This is a genomic window from Slackia exigua ATCC 700122, assembly GCF_000162875.1.
GTDB classification, from domain to species: Bacteria; Actinomycetota; Coriobacteriia; order Coriobacteriales; family Eggerthellaceae; genus Slackia; species Slackia exigua.
In genome coordinates, this window is record NZ_GG700630.1 from 1,371,364 (window position 1) to 1,387,909 (window position 16,546).

The window sequence follows — 16,546 nt, forward strand, 5'->3', positions numbered from 1 at the left end:
AGGCCGTCCTACAGGTGCGCCTGAATAAGCTTGGGTCGGAAGCCCGCGTCTTCGAGCGCATCGACGATCTGCCGTTTGTGCTCGGGGCCGAAGGCTTCGATGGTGACGCGAAGCTCCACCGCCGCATTGCGGTTGGTGCTGACGAACTGGTTGTGATCGAGTCGGATGACGTTGCCGCGGTTATCGGCGATGATGGAGGCCACGCGCACGAGCTCGCCGGGTCGGTCGGGCAGCAGCGTGGACACGGTGAAGACGCGGTCGCGGGCGATCAGGCCGTGCTGGACGACCGACGCCATCGTGATGACGTCCATGTTGCCGCCGGACAGGATGGAGACGATCTTCTTGCCGCTGATATCCAGATGTTTGAGGGCCGCAACGGTGAGCAGGCCGGAATTCTCGACCACCATCTTGTGGTTTTCCACCATGTCGAGGAAGGAGACGATGAGCTCGTCGTCGTCGACCGTGATGATGTCATCGACGTTCTCGTGCACATAGGGGAAGATCTCGTCGCCCGGTTCGAGCACCGCGGTGCCGTCGGCGATGGTGTTCGTGGCAGGCAGCTTGACCACATGTCCGGCTTCGAAGGACGCCTTCATGCAGGCCGCGCCTGCGGGTTCGACGCCGATGACCTTGATATGCGGGTTGAGCAGCTTGGCCAGCGTGGAGACGCCCGCAGCCAGCCCGCCGCCTCCGATGGGGACCAGGATGTAATCGACGAGCGGCAGGTCCTGCACGATTTCCATGGCGATGGTGCCTTGGCCCGTGGCGACCGCCGGATCGTTGAACGGATGCACGAAGGTGTAGCCGTTCTCTTCGGCGAGCTTGGTCGCGTAGGCTGCCGACTCGTCGAAGACGTTGCCGTGCAGCACCACTTCGGCTCCGAGCGCGCGTGTGCGCTCGACCTTGATGAACGGGGTGGTTTCCGGCATGACGATGACGGCTTTCACGCCGTATTTCGACGCGGCGTAGGCAACGCCCTGCGCGTGGTTGCCGGCCGATGCGGTGATCAGGCCTCGCTCGCGTTCCTCGGGGGTCATGGTGGATATCTTGTAATAGGCGCCGCGTACCTTGTAGGCGCCCGTGCGCTGCATGTTCTCAGGCTTGAAGTAGACCTTGTTGCCGGTTCGGTCGCTGAAGTACGGGCTGTAGACGAGCTTCGTCTCCTGCGTGACTTCCTTGACCTTCTCGGAAGCCTCTTCGAATGCGTTCAGAGTGAGCATGTCCACGACGTACCTCGTTCTTCGTACCCCTTTTCGATGGTAATTGGCCAGTATACGATTCATTTTTTGCTGTCAGGCCTCGATATGGCCGTACGGGGGATGAATTCACGCCGTCTGCGCATGGGGGAGGGTTCTAAAGCCTTCGTCCAGGCTCTAGAACCTGCCGCGCAGGGCATACCACCCGTTCCGCTCGTCGACGTCGAGCGGAACGTCGAAGAGCTCGGACATGGGCTCGCTCCTGAGCAGCCGCTCCTTCGGACCGTCGGCGAAGATGCGCGCGTCTTTCATGAGCACGACGCGCTTCACGTCGGGCACGATGTCTTCGGGGTAGTGCGTCACGATGATGACGGAGCGCCCTTCTCGTGCGAGCGTGCTCATGGTTTCGCGCAGGTAGTACATCCCTTGAGGGTCGAGCCCGGTGCAGGGTTCGTCGAAGATGAGGACGCTCGGGTCGTGGACGAGTTCGCGGGCGACCAGCACGCGGCGCGCCTCTCCCGATGAAAGCGTCATGATGTCCCGGTCGGCCACGTGCCCGACGCCGAGCTTCGCGAGCTGCGCCATGCCGAGGGCGCGCTGCGTTTCGGTGCAGGTCACGTGGCGGGGCAGGCCGAGCGTGCCGAACAGGCCGCCGCACACGATATCGATGGCGGGCAGATGCACGCGCACCTGCTCATGCATCGTGGAGCTCACGATGCCCAGCGCGTCCTTGAGATCGGTCAGCAGCGGACGGTCCTGGCCGCGGAAGCGAACCGGCGGATGCTCCTTGAACAGGGGAAACACTTCGCGCGTCAGCAGATGCACGAAGGTCGACTTCCCCGCGCCGTTCGGGCCGAGAAGCGCGACGTGCTCGCCTTCTGCGAGGGAGAAGTCGTCCACGTGCAGGATGGGGCGGCCGGCGCGCATGACCGTCGCGTCATGGATCTCGAAGAGGGGAACGGCCGCCATCTGCTATCGAACCTCCGCAATGACCTCGACTTCGACAAGGGCGCCTTTAGGAAGCTTCTCGACGGCGACGGCCGAGCGCGCAGGAAGGGCGCCGGTGAAGGACTTGCCGTATTCTGCATTGAAGGCGGCGAAGTCATCCATGTCGTTCAGGAAGCAGGTCGTTTTCACGACATGCCCGAAATCGGTGCCGGCGGCGGCGAGCAGCGCGCCGATATTCTTCATGACCTGGGCGGTCTGCTCCTCGATGGTGGCGCCGACAAGAGCTCCGGTCGCAGGGTCGAGCGCGATTTGGCCCGAAGCGAAGAGCAGGCCGTTCACGATATTCCCCTGAGCATAGGGACCGATGGCCGCGGGTGCGCCGGGCGTTGCGATGGTTTTCATGATGCCTCCGATTCCGAGGTTGTTCCTACAAGGCCATCTTACGGGCGCGATGTTTCCATCCGATGCCGCCGACGGAATCGGCCGTTTTTTCATCTGAATGACACGCGGGGGCCTTCGGCACGGTGTCGTCCTTTCTCAGCTTCGAGCTCCCCGTTTCGAATCCTTCATGGCTTCGGTATTCCTCATTTTCAAAATAGCCCGTGCATTTCCTTGACAACTATTACGTTAGCCGATATATTATGCACAACGATATAACGATAGACGATATATCGTGAAACGTAAGAAAAGGGAGGGAAGCCCATGGCAAAGGCCGAATCATCGGGAGCGCTCACTGAATCGACGTTCTACGTGCTCCTCTGCCTGCATGAACCCATGCATGGGTACGCGATCATGCAGAAGGTCAAGGATATGACGGGGGGTCGTGTGAACCTCGGCGCGGGGACGCTCTACGGAATCCTGAATGCGCTCGTCGAGAAAGATCTGATTGCAGAACTGAACGAACGCAGCTCAGGACGCAGGAAGGAATATGCGATCACCAACGAAGGCAGGCTTGCGTTCGCGGACGAGGTGAAACGCCTGGAAGCTCTCGTCAGAGATGCCCGCTCGATCCAAGGAGGGAACTAAGATGGCCGCCAGCACGATGATCAAGAAAACGTTCGCCGATACCATGAAGGAACAGGACTGGATCAACGATATGAGCGCGCAGGGAAAGGCGCTCATCGGATATAGCGGCGGAACCTATGCGTTCGTCGACGACGAGCCCGGTTCGTGGCAGTATCTCGTCGAGATCATGGGCACCGGCAAGAAGGCCCAGGAAGATTACCTGTCGTTCCTCGAGGAGATGGGCGTCGAAGTCGTGGCCTCCTATGCCGGCCGCGCGTATCTGCGCAAGAAGAACGACGGAACGCCCTTCGACCTTCACAGCGATGGGGAATCCCGTCTCGATCAGGCGAAGAAGGCCGCAACGACATGGACCGCCATCCCGATCACCCAGGCGGTGACCGCCATTGCGATCATCTGCAACAGCCTGCTTACGACCGGGTCGTTCACGCTCGGCACGGGCATTGCGGTCGGCACGGGCATCGTGCTTCTCGTCGCAGCCGTCATCGAGTACGCCGTGCTCGGCGCGCCGGGCCGCAAGCGCGTGCGTGAGGCGCAGCGCGATCTGCAGGTGCACGAATAGGTGCGTGCGAAGAGGCCGTCGTGCCATCCGCGTGCAGGCTGCCGTGCCTAATTGTCCAACACGCCGCTCGTCCATGCGTCGATGTCTTCGACGCGGATGATCGACCCGACGGCGCGCACCGCATCGTCGGCCTCGAGCGCCGCACGCGCCGTTTCCATATCCGCCTCAAGCGCGCGGTGCGTGACGAAGACGACCTGGCATGCGCCGTCGGCCGTGCCGGCTACCTGGCGAATCGTCGAGATGGAAACGCCGGATTCGGAAAAGATGCGCGTGATGGCCGAAAGGGTTCCGACCTGATCCTCCACGACAAGGCGGATGCAGTAGCGCGTATGCAGGTCCGCCATCGGACGGATGGGACGCACGCGGCCGAACGGACGGCTTTCCGCAAGCGGCTTCTGGCCTTGGGAAATCGGCTCTGCAAGCGCGAAGATGTCGCCGATCACGGCGCTTGCCGTCGGGAAGGACCCGGCGCCCGCGCCGTAGAACATCGTCTCTCCCACGCCGTCGCCGACCACATAGACGGCGTTCATCGCGCCGTCGACGCTGGCCAAGGGATGGTCGTTGGGAATCATCGTCGGGTGGATGCGCACGTCGATGCCCGTATCGGTGGCTCGCGCGATGGCGAGCAGCTTGATGGTCTTGCCCAGCTCCTCGGCGATTTCGATATCCGTCGCGGTGATGGAGCGGATGCCCTGCATATAGACGTCGTCGGTGGTGATGCGCGTGCGGAAGCCCATCGATCCGAGAATCGCGATTTTGGAGGCGGCGTCGAAGCCGTCGACGTCGGCCGTGGGATCGGCCTCGGCGTACCCGAGCGCCTGCGCATCAGCCAGCACCTCGTCGAACGAGGACCCCTCATGCTTCATGCGTGAAAGGATGTAGTTCGTGGTGCCGTTCATGATACCGGCGACGGTGAGGATCTCGTTGCCGTTGAGCTCGTGCTCAAGCGCATGGACGACGGGAATGCCGCCCGCGGCGGCCGCCTCGCAGCGAAAGGCGACGCCGTGTTCCGCCGCGATCTCCGCAAGCTGCGCGGTATGACGTCCGATCAGGGCCTTGTTGGCGGACACGACGTGCTTGCCTGCGCGGAACGATTCTTCGAAGATCTCGGTGGCGGGGTGCTCGCCGCCGATGAGCTCGACCACGATGTCGATGTCGGGGTCGGATACGACGTCGCGCCAATCGTCGGTGAAATGCTCGATAGGCAGGCCGATACGGCGCGCCTCTTCGATTCGCCGGGCGCATCCGCGCTTGATGACCAGGTCGATCCCGTAGTTCTTCACGTAGTCGTCGTGATGCTTGGCGATGAGGCGAGCCACGCCGCCCCCGACCGTTCCCAGGCCGATGAGGCCGATGTTGATGCTGCGCATGGCGCTCCTATCGTTCGTCGCTGCCGATGGCTAGCAGTGTAGCGGCTTTGCGGACGGGGAGGGGTTTCGCATCTAATATTCTATTTTGCAGGGTGTTTTGCCCTTCGATTCGGCCTCGCTCTGCCTTACTTCGATGATCTTGTTCGCGTTGTTCAAACCCGGACAATCGGGTGAAGCGTGGTAGCGTTTACCTGATTTGGTGATATAGACGATAGGATCGTCGGAGTCGTCGTCCTCGGCATCGGCTTCGGGATCGCTCGCTCCAGCGACGCCCGCCTCGGCCGCTCCGACCGAAGCTGCCGCAGCCGTGCTTGCAGATTCGTCAGTCTGAGCGGATGCTTCCCCGGTCGCGTAGTCGATAACGCATCCCTTGGCGGCGTTGTACACGATGTATTCCGAATCGATCGTTTCGTCCGACGACTTCATATCGACGAGCACGGCGCGTGCCACGGGCTCGTCTCCCACATAGAGGGGCATGGCCGCGTAATACAGCGCCCCATCCGCATGGCGGTCGAGCCAATCGCGCGCGATGGTCTCGCAATATCCCATGCCGCCTTCGCCGTCGTTCGCGCCGACGTTCTGGGTGCGCGTGCCCGTGATCATGTTCTCGACGCGCATCGCACCGCCGAGACTGTCGGCGATCAGGTGCGATCGGTTCCAGAGGTATCCGTGGTAGGTCTTCCCGTTGGGGAGGGATATGCCGAAGCGGTCGTTATGTCCCCAGCCGCTCGGCTTGATGCTGCTGTCCATATGCGTGCGTCCGCGTTTTTCCGCATGGGAACGGTCCTGGTGCGTGATGACGGCATAGGCTTCTTGGGTCCGTCCCAGGCTGTCCAGGTCGCTGTAGCGGTATTCGCCCGCGTCGGCGTCGTGGCGGACGACGGCGGCTCCGACCTCGTATATGTAATTCGGCGCGGCATCTTCCGACCATTCGTCCCAGCCGTCGGGAATGCCCGTGTTCGACGAGGCTTGGAAGGCATGGAACGCTTCTTCGGATTTTCCCGATGCCGCATCCGAAGGCGATGAGGAATCGGATTCCTGCGAGTCTTGCTGGGTTGCCTCGATGGTTTGATCGGAAGACGCGTCGCTCGATGCGGTGCCGTCTCCGCCTGCCGATCCGCACGAACTTACGAACAAGGTCGAGGCAAGAACGACTGCGGCAAAGAGCCCTTCCCAGAACCTGGCTGATTTCATCGCTCCCCCTTGCGCAGATTCGATTCCCTTGCGCCTATGATAGGCGTTTACTTCTTTTCCATGGATGTCTTCTTCAATGGGCAGCTCCGTCCATGCGGACACGCCATACCGGCACCCATACGCATACGGGTTGAGCGGGGCGGCTCCGTCCATGCGGACATGCCGTTCTTTATAGAGAGGCTTAAACGTAGGCAAGATTTGGGGAAGGAAACCGTTCGCGTTCATTCACGGGAATTCTTGTTGACACCTCAGGTTCCTATGGTTATATGTTAGCCGAATCTAACACGAGCATGCTTCATTTTCTGGATGCGAATGCTGATTGCGGTCTCATGAAGCCGCATATGCGCAGTTCAGAGACGTGAGATTCAAGTACGTGCTCGATCGTGGACGGCGAGGGCGCCGAAGCGAATCGTGCGGGCATGCGCACTCGAATAAGAAAGGAAATGAAAATGAGCAAGGTTGCTGTCGTGTATTGGAGCGGAACCGGCAATACCGAGGCCATGGCCGACTTGATCGCCGAAGGCGTGCGCGAGGCCGGCGGAACCGCCGACGTCATCGAATGCTCGCAGTTCGGTCCCGATCAGCTGGATGATTTCGATGCGTTCGCATTCGGCTGCCCGGCCATGGGCGACGAAGAGCTCGAAGATGGCGAGTTCCTCCCCATGTACGACGTGGTGGAGCCTCTGCTCTCGGGGCGTCGCGTCGTGCTGTTCGGGTCGTATGACTGGAACGACGGCGAGTGGATGGAGCTGTGGGAGCAGCGCGCGGAAGCCGCCGGTCTCGACCTCGTGGATTCCGTCATCGCCAAGGATTACCCCGACGACGACGCGTCTGCCGAATGTGCACGCGTCGGCATGGCCATCGCGAAGGGGTAGAAGCTTCGCCGGACTATACAAGGTTGCATCGACCCCCCGGAAGAGGATCGGACGTGCAGTCCGGTCCTCTTCCGTATGTTCCGGCCGACGGAAAGCAGCCAAATGGCCGACGGATCCATTCATGATGCGGAACTCGCAGTCCGGATGGCTGGAATCGATGCAACCTCCGTCGTTCGTCCAAGGCACCCAGGCTCGCATCCGCCTCGAATGCCTGCGCCGGAGCCTCGTGCGCCTTTGCGGACCGCGTTAGCGCCTCTCGACGTTCCAGCCGGCGCTCTCGTGCTGCAGCTCCCACAGCCGGGCATAAAGGCCCTGCCGTTCGAGCAAAAGCCCATGGCTCCCTTCCTCGACAACGCGGCCGTCGTCGATCACCACGATATGGTCGGCCCCTGCCACCGTGCGCATGCGGTGGGCGATCACGATGACCGTCTTGCCGGCGCACAGGCGCCCCACGGCCTGCTGGACCAACGTCTCGCTCTCAGGGTCGAGCGAGGCCGTGGCCTCGTCGAGCAGGATGACCGGCGCGTCCTTGAGCAGGGCGCGGGCAATCGAGAGACGCTGGCGTTCGCCGCCCGAAAGCGCTGCTCCGTTTTCGCCCAGCATGGTGTCGAAGCCGTCGGGAAGCCTGTCGATGAACTCGGTGCAGCATGCCGTTTCCGCCGCGGCGCGCACCTCGTCATCGGTCGCGTCCTCGCGTCCGATGCGGATGTTGCCCGCCACCGTATCGTCGAAGAGCAGCACATCCTGGAACACCATCGAGACATGCGACAGCCACGATTCCTCGCGGAAACCCGCTATGTCGTGTCCGCCGCAGGTCACGCGTCCCCCGCCGGGAATCCAGAATCGGGCCGCGAGCTGGGCGCAGGTCGACTTGCCCGAGCCGGACGGCCCGACAAGCGCCGTCACCTGCCCCTCGCGCGCGATGAAGCTCACACCGTGAAGCACTTCCTTTTCCTCGTAGGCGAAGCGCACGTCCTCGAAGGCGATCTGATGGCTGTTCACCAGGACTTCCGCGTCGCCGCATGCCTCGGGCTCGTCCATGATGGCCCTGAGACGCGCGGTCTTGGTCGAAAGGCTCAGCACGCTGGGCAGCTTGGAGACCAGCATGAGAATCGGCCCGTACACGCGCGAGGCGATGAGGAGGAACATGAGCAGCGTCATGAAGTCGACGCTGCCGCCCGCAAGCAGGGCGGTGCCGACGAACACCGTGATGCCCACGCCCGAGCGCAGGATCGCGTTGGCAAGCGATACCGATATATCGACCGCCAGCTCGACTTTCATGGTCATGCGCTTGAGCGATAGGAGCGCCTCGTTCATCTCATGCGACTTTTCGCCGACCATATGGCAGGCGCGGATGTCTTTGAGACCCTCGAGATAATCCTGGATGCAGGCGAGCGATTCGATGCGCGCATCCTGCTGGCGCTCGAACAGGTGCTTCTCGCGCCGATGGCTGGCAAGGACGATCAGCGCGGCGATCGGCAGCGTCACGAGCACGCAGAGCGCAAGCATCCAGTTGAAGAACGCGAGCAGCGCGCAGATCGCGACCGTCGAGATGCATCCGGCCACGAGCTGCGGCACCGTGCTCGAAAGCATCGTTTCCTGCGCGGTCACATCGCTCATGATGCGGTCGGCGACATCGGCGGTCCCACGCCGGTTGAAGAAGCTCATGGGCAGCCGGCGCAGATGCTCGGCAAGGGATAGGCGCATCGCTTCCGATTCGGTGTAGGCGGCGACGTACGTCTTCCTGTAGTCGTTCTTCGCGGCGATGAAGGTGACGACGAGGCCCGCGATGCCGCAGACGAACACCGCCCATAGCTTCCCAGCCTCGAACGTCTCGCCCGCGAGCGTTCCGATGAGGATGGAAAACGCGGCGACCGTGCACATGAACGGGATCATGAGCGATAGGTCGGTGAGGGTGCAGGCGACCGATGAGCGCGCCAAGCTCCTGCACCCCTCGTCCGAAAGGCTCAGAAGCCGCTTGAGCCACGGCTGCTTCTTGCCCGGGGCATCCTCGTCTCCATCGGCGCTTGCGGCGGCCGCGGATGCGGTTGCCGCGACGGCGGATCCTGCAGGCGCCGTCGCTTCGGACGGGAGGGCTGCGGCAGGCGGCGCCGCAGCGATTCGCGCGCCGCCGTCGGAGCCGATGCCCCAAGCGAGCGACTGCTCGTAGCGTTCCCACATCCGTGCGTAGGTGCCGCCTGAAGCGAGCAGCTCGGCGTGCGTGCCCTCTTCCGCCACTTTGCCGTCGTCCATGACGACGATCTTGTCGGCACCGACCACCGTCGACAGCCGGTGCGCGATCATCAGCACCGTCTTGCCGTCCATGAGCTTCTCGAACGCTTTCTGGATGAGCCGCTCGTTCTCGGGGTCGGCGAATGCGGTGGCCTCGTCGAGCACCACGACAGGGGCATCCGAAAGGATCGCCCGCGCCAGGGCGATGCGCTGGCCCTCGCCGCCGGACAGATGGATGCCCGCGGCGCCCACGACGGTGTCGTATCCGGAGGGCAGCCGCTCGATGAAATCGTGCGCCTGGGCCGCCTGCGCCGCCGCGATCACCTCGGCATCCGTGGCGCCGTCGCGGCCGCGGCGTATGTTGTCCGCGATGCTTTCGCGAAACAGGTGGAAGTCTTGGAACACCAGGCTCAGCTGCTCCATGAGCTCGTCGGATCCCATCGAGCGCACGTCGGCGCCGCCTATGCGGATGCAGCCGCGATCGACGTCCCAGAAACGCGCGAGGAGGTTCGCGAGCGTCGACTTGCCCGAACCGGACGGCCCGACGACCGCGCACACGCTTCCGGCGGGCACGGTGAAGCTCACGTTCTCGAGCGCTTGCGGGCCGCTTTCCTCGTACGCGAAGCTCACGTTCTCGAACTGCACCGATGCATCGCGCGGGACTTGCGCTTCGCCGACGGAGGAAAGTTCGTCGAGCTTCAGCACCGAATCGATGCGGCCGATGCTCGCGCCGGCGATCATGGAATCCTCGCTCACATAGAGGATCTTCTGGAACACGCTCGAAATCGAATGCACGAACAGCAGGTAGAAGACGAGCGAGAGGACGAAGGCCGGCCAGTCGTCCGCGCCGGGGGCGAGCAGGATTCCTACCGGCAGGACTAACAGGTAGGCGCTGTTGAGCAGCGCGGTGAAGCCCGGCATGGAGTTCTGGAAGAAGAACGTGACGTCCAGCGCCAGCCCCGTGTAGTCCTTGACGGCTTCGGCGAGCTTCTTGAACGAGCGTGCGGTCTGCCCGAACGCCTTGACGACGCGCATGCCGCGCACGTATTCGACGGCGGCGTTGCCCATTTCCTCCTTGACCTGCTGGTAGCGCCCCATCTGGCTCATGAGGCGCTTGTCGGCGTAGCACGAGAACTGCACGATGCAGGCAACGGCGACCGCGACGATGGTCGCCACGCCGAAGCGCCAGTCGAACACGAAGAGCAGCACGATGAGCACGACGGGTGCGACGGCGGTGGCGGCCAAATCGGGGATCGAGTGCCCGATGAACTGCTCTATGCCGTCGACCGCCTCGTCCATGATCTTGGAGATGCGTCCCGTTCCCAGCCGGGCGACGTGCCCTAGCGGCACTTTGCCCAGATGGTCGACGATGCCGATCTTGATGCGGTACTGCGTGTCGAACGCAGCCGCATGCGAGCACAGCAGCGCGCACAGGTAGCATCCCACATCGGCGACGACTCCCGCCAGCGCCAGCATGCCGTAGCCCGAGAGCTGGCGCGCGTCGAGCGCAGACAGATCCGGATAGACGGACACGATCGCCGATATCGTCGCATAGATGGCGATGTAGGGTATGAACGACGCCGCCGAGGACAGCGCGGCCAGCAGCATCGACAGCACGATGAGGGGCTTGCGCGGTCCGGCGAACGCCATGCAGCGCGCGAACACTCCGGGCCGTTTGGGCTGCGTGCCCTTGCTGTCCGCGGATCCGGCCGAGATCTTGCCTGCGACCCCGGCCGCAGGTTCGACCTGCATGGCATCCTGCGCTTTCATGCGGCTCACTCCTTTCTGCCTTTATGCGATACCGGCGCGCTCGAAGTGCTTCTTGAAGACGGCGCGCCCCAGGAAGGCGCCGATGAGCGCCCCGACGATGGTGACGGCGGCGATGGCGGCGAACGTCTGGGGCGTCACGAGCGAGAGCATCGATTCCATGTAGGACGGATCGATGTTGTTCGAGCCCATGAGGGCGCGGTAGTAGTCTTGATCCGCGAACATGGGGACGAAGATGCCGGCGGCCCAGCAGGTCTCGAACAGCGCGTAGCCGACGGCGATCCCCGAAAAGCGCCTGCGGCCGACCGCCCCGCGCACCAATTCGGAGACGCCGCCTCCGATCAGGAGGCCCAGGGCGACCGGCCAGCCGCTGCCGACGGCGAACACGACGATGGCGAAGACGGCGGCCATGACGAGCGATGTGCCCGCACGCGGGATGCGCACGTGCATGTAGATCCAGATGATGCCCGCGGGGATGGCCGCGATGGCGCAGCAGCCGCAGTAGGCGAAGACGCTTATCGAGGTGATGCCGACGACGAGCATGCTCACGATCATGAAGAGCAGCGAGAAGGCGCCGAGCGCTATGAGATCCCTCGAGGTGAGCTTCCTCTCTTCAACGTTTGCTTCCATGTGCGATGTCCTTTCTGCTTGCAGGTTCAGGTCTCTCTTGACGAAGCGCGTCTGCGCAGTTCATCCAAGCGTCATAATCCGATCGCATGCCTCTGAGAGCAGTTCGGGATCGTGGGTTGCCACCACGACCGTTCGGCCTTCGCCCGCCAGCTCGCGCATGGTTCGCGCAAGCCGGCGCATGTTGTCCAGGTCAAGGCCGCTTGTGGGCTCGTCGAACAGCAGCGCGCGGGCGCCCGAGAGCGCAGCCAAGGCGCATGCGACGCGCTGTTTCTGACCGCCCGAAAGCGAGGCGGGATGGCGATCCGCAACCGAAGCCAGCCCGAATCGCTCGAGCATCGCGTCGGCGCGTGCAGGGTCGATGCCGCCCTCGACGCGGGGAAGCGTCGTGAGCTCGTCGCGAACCGTCGGCCTGAACAGCTGATAGTCGGGATCCTGCATCACTAGGAAGACATCGTCCGCGCGCTTCCTGGGAACCGTGACGGCCCCGTCGATGCGCACGTGCCCCAGCACCTCGGGGTGCACGCCGGCCAGGCATTTGAGCAGCGTGGACTTGCCCGTCCCGTTCGGGGCGACGACGCCGGTGACGTGCCCGGCCTCGAAGCCCGCGGTCACGTTGCGCAGCACCTCGTCGCCGCGGTCGTACTCCGCGACGATGCCGCGCGCCTCAAGCGCCGGAAACGCCGACGTCGCACCGATGCGAAGCCGTGCAACGAGATCGGCTGTGCGCGGCGGTGCCGGCGAGCGCAGGCCCATACGGGTGCGTTCCAGGGCAGAGAGCGCTTTGAACTCGCTCGAGGTCCATGCATGCGCGACCCGGCCCTCTTCGATGAGGACGTACCTGTCGGCGGCATCTGAGAGGTAGGCCAGGCGATGCTCGGCGACAAGCACCGCGGAACCCGCGGCCTTCGCCTTGGCGATGAGCGCAGCGAGCCGCTCCATGCCGACGGGATCAAGGTTGCTCGACGGCTCGTCGAGCACGTAGGCCCTTGGCTCGCAGACCGAAACGCTTGCGAAGGCGATCGACTGCATCTGGCCGCCCGAGAGCTTGAAGATCGAGCGATCGAGCAGGTCGGTCGCGCCCAGCTCGTCTGCCACGCGTGCCACGCGCGCATGCATCTCGTCGCGCGGAACGCCCAGGTTCTCGAGGGCGAACGCGATCTCGCCTGTCGTGTCGAGGTTGAAGAATTGCGTGCGGGGGTTCTGAAACACGCTGCCTATATGCTCGGCGAGCCGCCATTCTTCGAGCTCGTCGACGTTTCGTCCTTCGACGCGCACCGCGCCTGCGCGCGTTCCTTCCCAAAAGCCGCCGGCCAGCCCGTTGGCAAGGCGGGTCAGGGTGGTTTTGCCGCAGCCCGAGCGCCCGCACAGGACCACGCATTCTCCTGCCTCGACCGCAAGCGAGACTTTCTGCACCGAGGCCTCGTCGGCGCCTGCATACGTGAACGATGCGTCCTCGAACTCGATGACCGGCGCGCTCATACGACCAGGCCGCCTTCGAAATACGTCTTGGCGGCGATGACGCCGGCGCACCAGGCGATAGTGCTCGCCATCACGGCGACGTCGGCCGCCGTGATGCGGATAGGGCTGTACGACGTGCGGAGGCCCGGCCGGTCGATACCGCGCGCCACCGCCGACGCCGCGAGCTCGTCGGCTATCTTCGCGCAGCGCAGCATGAGAGGCACCAGCAGCGATTCGAACGTGAGAACCGGGTGCACGACGACGTTGCGCGGCGAAAGGCCCAGCCCACGCAGATGCATCGAGGTGAGCACGGCGCCGGCCTCCTGGCCGAGCGTCGGAAAGAAACGGACGCACACCGCGAGCGGCACCACCAAAGCGCGCGGCAGGCGCAGGCTATACAGTGCCGCCGTGAGGTCTCCGATCTTGGTCGACGACACGAACGCTGCGGCGAACAGGAATACCGGCATGCATGTGCGCGCCAGTAGGACGGCCGAGCCGATGGCCCCCGACACGCTCCGCGGCAAGAACAAGGTGGTCCAGAAGACGAGCATGATGAGCGCATAGCTTGCCGCGAACGACAACGCCATCTTCTTCCGCCCAATCGCGAAGGTCAGCATGCATGTGAAGGCAAAGATCGCGCTGCCCCACGCGAAATCTTTGACGAACGCGCCGGTGACGATGAGCGCAAGGAGCACCGCAAGCTTGATGCGCGCGTCGAGACGGTCGCATAGCCCGTTGTCGTTGGTCAAAACCACTTGCTGTTCCTTCGCATCCCACGTATACGATCCGATGTATCGTATAGATGTTAGCTACTCCTAACTATGGGGAACGAGGATCGAAGGGAAAGGGCTCGACGCGTATGAATCGTGTCCGATCGCGAATATCCGACTCCGATGCCCTAGGCGGTTCCTGGGCCGAGTCGCTCTTCACCGCCCCTCTGGCGAATGTCGGGCTTGCCCCCTCGTGCGAGAATCCGCGAGACTGCGGCGTGTTTTTCATGGGCGACGGCGAAGTTTCAGAGGGCTGGTACCACGCGTGGTCGCTCGATCGGGACCTTGTCGTGGCAAGCTGCGACTTCAGGCTGCTCAAGCGGGTTCCGTTCGCATTCGATTTCACCAACTACTTCGCGATCCGCCATGAAACGGCGGGAATTCTTCCGCCCGCTCAGATCATGACGTTTCTGGAGACCAGGCCTCGCACCGGACGCGTCTTCATGCCGGCAGGCACGCACGTCGCCTATACCGAGATCGAGTACTACGACGGATATTTCGAGAAAGCGTTCGGCAGCGGGTGCTCCGGGTCGCTGTCCCGCCTTGCCGCATGCCTTGGCGCGATGCGCGGAAGGAGCATGTGGGATCCGCAGATCCCGCATCTGCTCGAAACGATCGGCAACACCGAGGCGCACGGCAGGGCGGCCGAGCTGCTTTTCGCGGGCATCGCGAACGAGGTGATGGGGCGTTTGCTGATCATGGAGGAGCGTTTTTCCGAGGCGGTCGACGACGGGGACCGTCAGGCGATCGTGCTCGTGGCCGATCATATCCGAGCCAACATCGATGCCCCGCTTCGTCTCGAGGAGCTCGCCGATAGGGCGCAGATGGGCGCAACCAAGTTCAAACGGCTCTTCCGGCAGACGACCGGAACCACCACCACCGAGTTCATCGCGATCGAGCGCGTCGAACAGGCGAAGCGGCTGCTCGCCTCGAGCGAGCTGAGCATCGGCCAGATTGCGCGCATGTGCGGCTTCGCGCGTGCGACGAGCTTCTCGGCGCTGTTCTCGAAACGCGTCGGAATGCCCCCTCGCACGTTCCGAAAGCTCGCGCGCGTCGCGTTTTCAGACGATCCGGTCCGAACCGTCGAGCTGTGTTAGCACGCGAGGCAAGCCGCGTTTCATTTGAGGCATCGCCGCCTCGATCCCGCCCTTGCAGCAAGGGCGTTTCGCCCTATGATCCCGCTTGAGCGCTCGGCGCTTTAAAAGAAAGGGGCCGTAACTTCTGTTACGGCCCCTTGCATGTACGTGGTGCGGGCGAAAGGACTTGAACCTTCATGGGGTAACCCCCACATGGACCTGAACCATGCGCGTCTGCCAATTCCGCCACGCCCGCATGCCTGAATCGATGAACGATGTAAGCAGAAGAGCATACTAACGGAACGCATCACGCCCGACAAGGGGAGATTTCGAGAAAGCGCGGAATCCTTCGCTCGTGTTCGCGGCCCTGTCGTAGCGGCACCGAGGTCCTTCGTTTTCGCGTAATCTGTTCTTCAGGGGTCGCGTTCATGTATCGGCCCCTGTATGATTATCGAAATGCTAAAAACTACTGGAAAGGTGGGTTTATCTATGAGCAAGGCCGAGGAAACCGTTCTGTACGAACGCCAGGGCGCCTACATCCCCCGCATCGCCGCCATCCACGATCTGTGCGGATACGGGAAGTGCTCGCTCGGCGTGGCCATTCCGGTCCTGTCTGCTGCGGGCTGCGATGTCTGTCCTGTTCCAACAGGACTTTTCTCAAGCCATACCGCATTCCCGGGATGGTACATGCATGACACCACCGATATCCTGAACGACTATCTCGACGCCTGGAAGGGCATCGGCGTCGATATCGATGCCGTGTATTCCGGCTTCCTCGGATCGGCCGAGCAGGTCGATATCATCCGCGGCGTCTATGCGTCCTATCCTGGCGCCCTCAAGGTGGTCGATCCCGTCATGGCCGATCACGGCAAGGTCTATCCCACGTACACGCCCGACCTCTGCGCCGCCATGGCCGATCTGGCGTCTGACGCCGATCTTCTGACGCCGAATCTGACGGAAGCCGCCATCATCCTGGGCGAGCCGATCGGCGATGCGTGGGGCGGGGAGAACATCTCCGACGACGAGGCGCATCGCATCATCGACGCGCTGCTCGCGCGTGGCGCGAAGAACGTGGTTCTGAAGGGCATCCAGCGCGGCGATGGTCTCATCAGGAATTTCGTCGCAGGAGCAGATACCGGTTTCTTCGAGGTGAAGAACGAATTCGTGCCGTATATGCTCCACGGCACGGGCGATCTGTACGCAAGCGCGCTCCTGGCCGCCATCATGGCCGGCCGCACCCTCGCGGATGCCGTCTCGTTCGCGGGGCTGCTCACGCACGATGCGATGCTCGTTTCCGCCCAGCAGCCCGACTTCCAGAACCGCGGCGTGAGCTTCGAGCCGCTTTTGGGAAAGGTCGCGTCCCTGCTGGCATAGCGCGATCGATCGTTCGGCAACGGAATGCCTGCTGCGGTCTCGCGCCTTCATGCGCGCAGCCGGGAATCCGC

At 63.3% G+C, this 16,546-nt stretch carries 14 protein-coding genes and 1 tRNA gene; 5 read left to right on the forward strand and 10 right to left on the reverse strand.

The window, feature by feature from the left end:
• Positions 1-8 precede the first annotated feature (8 nt).
• The 3 genes from ilvA to HMPREF0762_RS05945 form a co-directional block, all read right to left on the reverse strand.
• Positions 9-1,220 carry a threonine ammonia-lyase gene (gene ilvA / locus HMPREF0762_RS05935; protein ID WP_006362614.1) on the reverse strand — a complete coding sequence of 404 codons (1,212 nt, stop codon included), beginning with the start codon at positions 1,218-1,220 and terminating at the stop codon, positions 9-11.
• Between the two features lie 153 nt (positions 1,221-1,373).
• The gene (locus HMPREF0762_RS05940; RefSeq protein WP_006362615.1) at positions 1,374-2,165 is read right to left on the reverse strand and encodes an ABC transporter ATP-binding protein; all 792 of its coding nucleotides are present in this window, start codon (positions 2,163-2,165) and stop codon (positions 1,374-1,376) included.
• 3 nt (positions 2,166-2,168) lie between these two features.
• Positions 2,169-2,546: a RidA family protein gene (locus HMPREF0762_RS05945; protein WP_006362616.1), complete on the reverse strand. Its 378-nt coding sequence runs from the start codon at positions 2,544-2,546 to the stop codon at positions 2,169-2,171.
• Between the two features lie 300 nt (positions 2,547-2,846).
• Here HMPREF0762_RS05945 and HMPREF0762_RS05950 point away from each other — a divergent pair, with 300 nt between their 5' ends.
• Both HMPREF0762_RS05950 and HMPREF0762_RS05955 read left to right on the forward strand, forming a co-directional pair.
• Positions 2,847-3,170, forward strand: a complete 324-nt coding sequence (locus HMPREF0762_RS05950; RefSeq protein ID WP_006362618.1) for a PadR family transcriptional regulator — start codon at positions 2,847-2,849, stop codon at positions 3,168-3,170.
• 1 nt (position 3,171) lies between these two features.
• The gene (locus HMPREF0762_RS05955; protein WP_006362619.1) at positions 3,172-3,729 is read left to right on the forward strand and encodes a DUF2812 domain-containing protein; all 558 of its coding nucleotides are present in this window, start codon (positions 3,172-3,174) and stop codon (positions 3,727-3,729) included.
• A gap of 47 nt (positions 3,730-3,776) precedes the next feature.
• Here the strand turns inward: HMPREF0762_RS05955 and HMPREF0762_RS05960 are convergent, their stop codons facing one another.
• Both HMPREF0762_RS05960 and HMPREF0762_RS05965 read right to left on the reverse strand, forming a co-directional pair.
• Positions 3,777-5,099: a homoserine dehydrogenase gene (locus tag HMPREF0762_RS05960; RefSeq protein WP_006362620.1), complete on the reverse strand. Its 1,323-nt coding sequence runs from the start codon at positions 5,097-5,099 to the stop codon at positions 3,777-3,779.
• A gap of 72 nt (positions 5,100-5,171) precedes the next feature.
• Positions 5,172-6,293, reverse strand: a complete 1,122-nt coding sequence (locus HMPREF0762_RS05965) for a DNA/RNA non-specific endonuclease (RefSeq protein WP_040619312.1) — start codon at positions 6,291-6,293, stop codon at positions 5,172-5,174.
• A 449-nt stretch (positions 6,294-6,742) separates the two neighbouring features.
• On the opposite strand from HMPREF0762_RS05965, the gene HMPREF0762_RS05970 reads away from it, so the two are divergent.
• Positions 6,743-7,168 carry a flavodoxin gene (locus tag HMPREF0762_RS05970; RefSeq protein WP_009076707.1) on the forward strand — a complete coding sequence of 142 codons (426 nt, stop codon included), beginning with the start codon at positions 6,743-6,745 and terminating at the stop codon, positions 7,166-7,168.
• 246 nt (positions 7,169-7,414) lie between these two features.
• Here HMPREF0762_RS05970 and HMPREF0762_RS05975 read toward each other — a convergent pair whose 3' ends face one another.
• From HMPREF0762_RS05975 to HMPREF0762_RS05990, 4 genes are read right to left on the reverse strand one after another with little or no spacing between them, the layout of a single operon-like run.
• Positions 7,415-11,170 (reverse strand): ABC transporter ATP-binding protein, encoded by a 3,756-nt coding sequence (locus tag HMPREF0762_RS05975; RefSeq protein WP_006362625.1) that lies wholly within the window; start codon positions 11,168-11,170, stop codon positions 7,415-7,417.
• Between the two features lie 21 nt (positions 11,171-11,191).
• Positions 11,192-11,797 carry an MptD family putative ECF transporter S component gene (locus tag HMPREF0762_RS05980; protein ID WP_006362626.1) on the reverse strand — a complete coding sequence of 202 codons (606 nt, stop codon included), beginning with the start codon at positions 11,795-11,797 and terminating at the stop codon, positions 11,192-11,194.
• Between the two features lie 60 nt (positions 11,798-11,857).
• Positions 11,858-13,276 (reverse strand): ABC transporter ATP-binding protein, encoded by a 1,419-nt coding sequence (locus tag HMPREF0762_RS05985; protein ID WP_006362627.1) that lies wholly within the window; start codon positions 13,274-13,276, stop codon positions 11,858-11,860.
• Positions 13,273-14,010: an energy-coupling factor transporter transmembrane component T family protein gene (locus HMPREF0762_RS05990; protein WP_006362628.1), complete on the reverse strand. Its 738-nt coding sequence runs from the start codon at positions 14,008-14,010 to the stop codon at positions 13,273-13,275. The genes HMPREF0762_RS05985 and HMPREF0762_RS05990 overlap by 4 nt, the downstream gene beginning before the upstream one ends.
• A gap of 104 nt (positions 14,011-14,114) precedes the next feature.
• Between HMPREF0762_RS05990 and HMPREF0762_RS05995 the strand changes: the two genes are divergently transcribed.
• A complete protein-coding gene (locus tag HMPREF0762_RS05995; protein ID WP_006362629.1) occupies positions 14,115-15,122 on the forward strand; it encodes a helix-turn-helix domain-containing protein in 1,008 nt (335 codons plus the stop codon).
• Positions 15,123-15,270: 148 nt separating this feature from the next.
• On the opposite strand, the gene HMPREF0762_RS06000 is transcribed toward HMPREF0762_RS05995, so the two are convergent.
• A tRNA-Leu gene (locus HMPREF0762_RS06000) sits at positions 15,271-15,357 on the reverse strand.
• A gap of 233 nt (positions 15,358-15,590) precedes the next feature.
• Here HMPREF0762_RS06000 and HMPREF0762_RS06005 point away from each other — a divergent pair.
• A complete protein-coding gene (locus HMPREF0762_RS06005; RefSeq protein ID WP_040619101.1) occupies positions 15,591-16,475 on the forward strand; it encodes a PfkB family carbohydrate kinase in 885 nt (294 codons plus the stop codon).
• Positions 16,476-16,546 lie beyond the last annotated feature (71 nt).

Excerpts from the sequence above, each read along its gene's own strand:
- HMPREF0762_RS05970 (WP_009076707.1), top strand. The coding sequence starts at position 6,743 with ATGAGCAAGGTTGCTGTCGTGTATTGGAGCGGAACCGGCAATACCGAG.
- HMPREF0762_RS05965 (WP_040619312.1), bottom strand. The coding sequence starts at position 6,293 with ATGAAATCAGCCAGGTTCTGGGAAGGGCTCTTTGCCGCAGTCGTTCTT.
- HMPREF0762_RS05940 (WP_006362615.1), bottom strand. The coding sequence starts at position 2,165 with ATGGCGGCCGTTCCCCTCTTCGAGATCCATGACGCGACGGTCATGCGC.
- HMPREF0762_RS05975 (WP_006362625.1), bottom strand. The coding sequence starts at position 11,170 with ATGAAAGCGCAGGATGCCATGCAGGTCGAACCTGCGGCCGGGGTCGCA.
- HMPREF0762_RS05985 (WP_006362627.1), bottom strand. The coding sequence starts at position 13,276 with ATGAGCGCGCCGGTCATCGAGTTCGAGGACGCATCGTTCACGTATGCA.
- HMPREF0762_RS05980 (WP_006362626.1), bottom strand. The coding sequence starts at position 11,797 with ATGGAAGCAAACGTTGAAGAGAGGAAGCTCACCTCGAGGGATCTCATA.
- HMPREF0762_RS05955 (WP_006362619.1), top strand. The coding sequence starts at position 3,172 with ATGGCCGCCAGCACGATGATCAAGAAAACGTTCGCCGATACCATGAAG.
- HMPREF0762_RS05945 (WP_006362616.1), bottom strand. The coding sequence starts at position 2,546 with ATGAAAACCATCGCAACGCCCGGCGCACCCGCGGCCATCGGTCCCTAT.
- HMPREF0762_RS06005 (WP_040619101.1), top strand. The coding sequence starts at position 15,591 with ATGAGCAAGGCCGAGGAAACCGTTCTGTACGAACGCCAGGGCGCCTAC.
- HMPREF0762_RS05995 (WP_006362629.1), top strand. The coding sequence starts at position 14,115 with ATGAATCGTGTCCGATCGCGAATATCCGACTCCGATGCCCTAGGCGGT.
- HMPREF0762_RS05960 (WP_006362620.1), bottom strand. The coding sequence starts at position 5,099 with ATGCGCAGCATCAACATCGGCCTCATCGGCCTGGGAACGGTCGGGGGC.
- ilvA (WP_006362614.1), bottom strand. The coding sequence starts at position 1,220 with ATGCTCACTCTGAACGCATTCGAAGAGGCTTCCGAGAAGGTCAAGGAA.
- HMPREF0762_RS05950 (WP_006362618.1), top strand. The coding sequence starts at position 2,847 with ATGGCAAAGGCCGAATCATCGGGAGCGCTCACTGAATCGACGTTCTAC.